General features: G+C 61.7%; 2 protein-coding genes. One reads left to right on the top strand and one right to left on the bottom strand.

What is annotated here, in order from left to right; translation table 11 throughout:
* On the bottom strand, positions 1-1,358 hold a 1,358-nt coding region (locus D6877_RS06505; protein ID WP_130910249.1), incomplete at its 3' end, for an aldehyde dehydrogenase family protein.
* 390 nt (positions 1,359-1,748) lie between these two features.
* Between D6877_RS06505 and D6877_RS06495 the strand changes: the two genes are divergently transcribed.
* Positions 1,749-3,662 carry a sigma-54-dependent Fis family transcriptional regulator gene (locus D6877_RS06495; RefSeq protein ID WP_130910248.1) on the top strand — a complete coding sequence of 638 codons (1,914 nt, stop codon included), beginning with the start codon at positions 1,749-1,751 and terminating at the stop codon, positions 3,660-3,662.
* The last annotated feature ends 196 nt before the right edge of the window (positions 3,663-3,858 follow it).

The raw sequence follows: 3,858 nt of genomic DNA, 5'->3' as shown, positions 1-3,858 counted from the left end.
CGACCGGCCTTGATCGCCCGGCCCATGCGGTAGGCGCGGTTGATGTCGCGGGTCCACAGGCCGGCGCCGAGGCCGAACTCGGTGTCGTTGGCAATCGCCAGGGCTTCGGCTTCGTCCTTGAAGGTGGTGATGCTCACCACCGGGCCGAAGATTTCTTCCTGGAACACGCGCATCTTGTTTGTGCCCTTGAGCAGGGTCGGCTGGATGTAATAACCGGTGGCCAGGCTGCCCTCGAGTTTTTCCACCTTGCCGCCGGTCAACAGTTCCGCGCCTTCGCCCTTGGCGATTTCCAGGTACGAGAGGATCTTGTCGAATTGCTGCTCCGACGCCTGGGCGCCGACCATGGTGTCGGTGTCCAGCGGGTCGCCACGTTTGATCTGGCTGACTTTCTTCATCACGGCCTGCATGAATTCGTCGTAGATCGACTCCTGTACCAGTGCGCGGGAAGGGCAGGTGCACACTTCGCCCTGGTTGAAGAACGCCAGCACCAGGCCTTCGGCGGCTTTTTCGATGAAGCTCGGCTCGGCCTGCATGATGTCTTCGAAGAAGATGTTCGGCGACTTGCCGCCCAGTTCCACGGTCGACGGAATGATGTTTTCCGCTGCGCATTTCATGATGTGCGAGCCGACCGGGGTCGAGCCGGTAAAGGCGATCTTGGCGATGCGCTTGCTGGTCGCCAGTGCTTCGCCGGCTTCTTTGCCGAAGCCCTGCACGACGTTGAGCACGCCCGGCGGCAGCAGGTCGCCGATCAGTTCCATCAGCACGCAGATGCCCAGCGGGGTTTGCTCGGCAGGCTTGAGCACCACGCAGTTACCGGCGGCCAGCGCTGGCGCAAGTTTCCACGCGGCCATCAGCAGCGGGAAGTTCCACGGAATGATCTGGCCGACCACGCCCAGCGGTTCATGAATGTGGTAGGCCACGGTGTTGCCGTCGATTTCCGCAGCGCTGCCTTCCTGAGCGCGCAGGCAACCGGCGAAATAACGGAAATGGTCAGCGGCCAGGGGGATGTCGGCGTTGAGGGTTTCGCGGATGGCTTTGCCGTTGTCCCAGGTTTCGGTGATCGCCAGCAGTTCGAGGTTTTCTTCGATGCGGTCGGCGATTTTCAGCAGGATCAGTGAGCGCGCCTGCACCGAAGTGGCGCCCCACGCATCGGCGGCGGCGTGGGCAGCGTCCAGCGCCTTGTCGATGTCTTCGGCGGTGGAGCGGGGGAATTCGGCAATTGGCTGGCCATTGACTGGCGAGGTATTGGTGAAGTACTGACCTTTGACCGGCGCGACGAACTCGCCGCCGATGTAGTTGCCGTACTTGCTCTTGAACGAGACTTTGGCGCCGTCAGTACCGGGGTGGGCGTAACGCATGATGATGTTCTCCTTGGCTTTGTACTTATTAGAGAAACGCGCAAGTGCGCTTGCTATAAGCGTAGAGCAAGGCTCGGGCCACTGCCGTGCAGGTCAGGCAAATCAAGGGCTTGGCCGGTTTGTCTCGGACGAATGGAGAGCCGCTGTGACGGTTTCGGTACAGCGCGAGTGACAGTTTGTACCGCTTGCGGCACAGCCCGTGACCGGACAGTCTTGCCGGCATTGCAATGCGCTGTTGGCTGAGGGATCCTCAGCCAACAGCAATACCTGTAGGAGCTGCCGAAGGCTGCGATCCTTTGATTTTGTTTTTCAAGATCAAGATCAAGAGATCGCAGCCTGCGGCAACTCCTACATGGGATTGCGTCGACCTCTCGGGGAGAACAATAAGAAATGCACGACAACCATTTGAGTCGCCATGCCCGCCAGGTTCTCACCGTCACCCAGGGCAAACCGCACCTGCATGGCCCCGGCGCCGATCCATCGATCGCCCGTTCGTGGCTGCGCTGCCTTGAGGACTATCACCTCGATCCTTCCGTGACCATGGCGCCAACCGTGCTCGAGCATGGCCGCGTGCTGGAAAGTCGCGAACGTCTGCAACAAGTGCTGCAAATCGCCGGCACCGAGATGAGCAGCCTGCATCAGCAACTCTCCGGCGCCGGCCACGCGGTGCTGCTGACTGACGCGCGTGGGGTGATCCTCAATTGCGTCACCGCGCCGACCGAACGGAAGATTTTCGAGCGCGCCGGGCTCTGGCTCGGCGCCGACTGGAGCGAAGCCTGCGAAGGCACCAACGGCATCGGCACCTGCCTGGTCGAGCGTCAGGCGCTGACCATTCACCAGGACGAGCATTTTCGCGGCCGCCATACGGGGCTGACCTGTTCGGCGAGCCCGGTGTTCGATCCCCATGGTGAATTGCTGGCGGTCCTCGACGTGTCTTCGGCGCGGCCCGACGTCTCGCGGCAAAGTCAGTTTCACACCATGGCGCTGGTCAATCTGTCGGCGAAGATGATCGAGAGCTGCTACTTCCTGCGCTGTTTCGACAACCAATGGTTGCTGCGTTTCCATCTGCAGGCCGAGTCCGTCGGCCTGTTCAGCGAAGGGCTGCTGGCGTTTGACGGCGAAGGGCGGATCAGCGCAGTCAACCAGAGCGCGCTGAACCTGCTCGGGCATATTCGCGGTGGTTTGCTCGGTAAACCGGTGGAAGCGTTTTTCGATTGTTCGCTGGATGACCTGCTTGGCCGCGCGAGTGCCAACGCCAGCGCCAGTTGGCCACTGCGCACCCGCGATGGTCGACATCTGTTTGCCGTGTTGCGCGGCGAATCGCGCAAGCCGACAGCCATTGTTCCAGCGCCAATCGCTGCTCCAGCGCCACGCCTGTCCGGCATCTGCCTCGGCGATGAAGCGTTGCAGGCGGAATTTCGCAAAGCCCTGCGCGTGTTCGAGCGCGACGTGCCGCTGTTGATCAACGGCGAAACCGGCTCGGGCAAAGAGGCGTTCGCCAAGGCTGTGCACCAGGCCAGCCAGCGCTGCGGCAATGCTTTCGTCGCACTCAATTGCGCGGCCATTCCGGAAAGCCTGATCGAGAGCGAACTGTTCGGCTATCGCGGCGGCAGCTTCACCGGCGCGCGCAAGGACGGCATGCGCGGCAAGCTGCAACAGGCCGATGGTGGCACCTTGTTCCTCGACGAAATCGGCGACATGCCACTGGCGTTGCAGACGCGCTTGCTGCGTGTGCTGGAAGATCGGCAAGTGGTGCCGATTGGCGGCGAGCCGCAAGCGGTAGACGTGCGCATCATCAGTGCGACGCACCGCAATTTGCTCGAACGAGTCGCGGACGGCAGTTTCCGTGAAGACCTGTATTACCGCTTGAACGGGCTGGAAGTGGCGTTGCCGGCATTGCGTGAGCGCAGCGATAAATCGCAGTTGCTGGATTTTCTCCTGGCCGAGGAGGCAGGGGACGAAACAATTCTGATCGACGAACCGGCGCGGCAGGCGTTGCTCGCATTCAACTGGCCGGGCAATGTGCGGCAGTTGCGCAATGTCCTGCGCACGCTGGCGGCGTTGTGTGATGGCGGGCGGGTCGGCGTTGAGGATTTGCCGGTGATGATTCGGCAGGCGCGACCGGCGGCTGCGCCTGCGCAGATTGCCGCGCAGCCATTGGACGACGCCGAGCGTCTTGCATTGCTCAATGCGCTGGAGCAGACGCGCTGGCATATGACCCATACAGCGCAGCAACTGGGCGTAAGCCGCAACACCCTTTATAGAAAACTGCGTAAACACGGAATTGAGCGGCGTGTCAGCTGAAAGCCCTCACCCTAACCCTCTCCCAGAGGGAGAGGGGACTGACCGAGGTGTTTTGGCGATTTACGCCGACCTGAAATATCGAGCCGAACTCAGGATTTGAAAGCCATCGAGATCGGCCCCCTCTCCCCCGGGAGAGGGCTGGGGTGAGGGGCTGCGATCGAAAGCCGGGCCGATTTACGCCGACCTGAAATATCGA

Source organism: Pseudomonas sp. Sample_9, assembly GCF_004307535.1.
Lineage (GTDB): Bacteria > Pseudomonadota > Gammaproteobacteria > Pseudomonadales > Pseudomonadaceae > Aquipseudomonas > Aquipseudomonas mercuritolerans.
Note: the sequence above shows the minus strand (reverse complement) of the source record. Positions and strands in the feature narration are given on the sequence as shown.

What these genes read in the sequence shown, in the direction of transcription:
- D6877_RS06495 (WP_130910248.1), top strand. Translation starts at nt 1,749, where the DNA reads ATGCACGACAACCATTTGAGTCGCCATGCCCGCCAGGTTCTCACCGTC.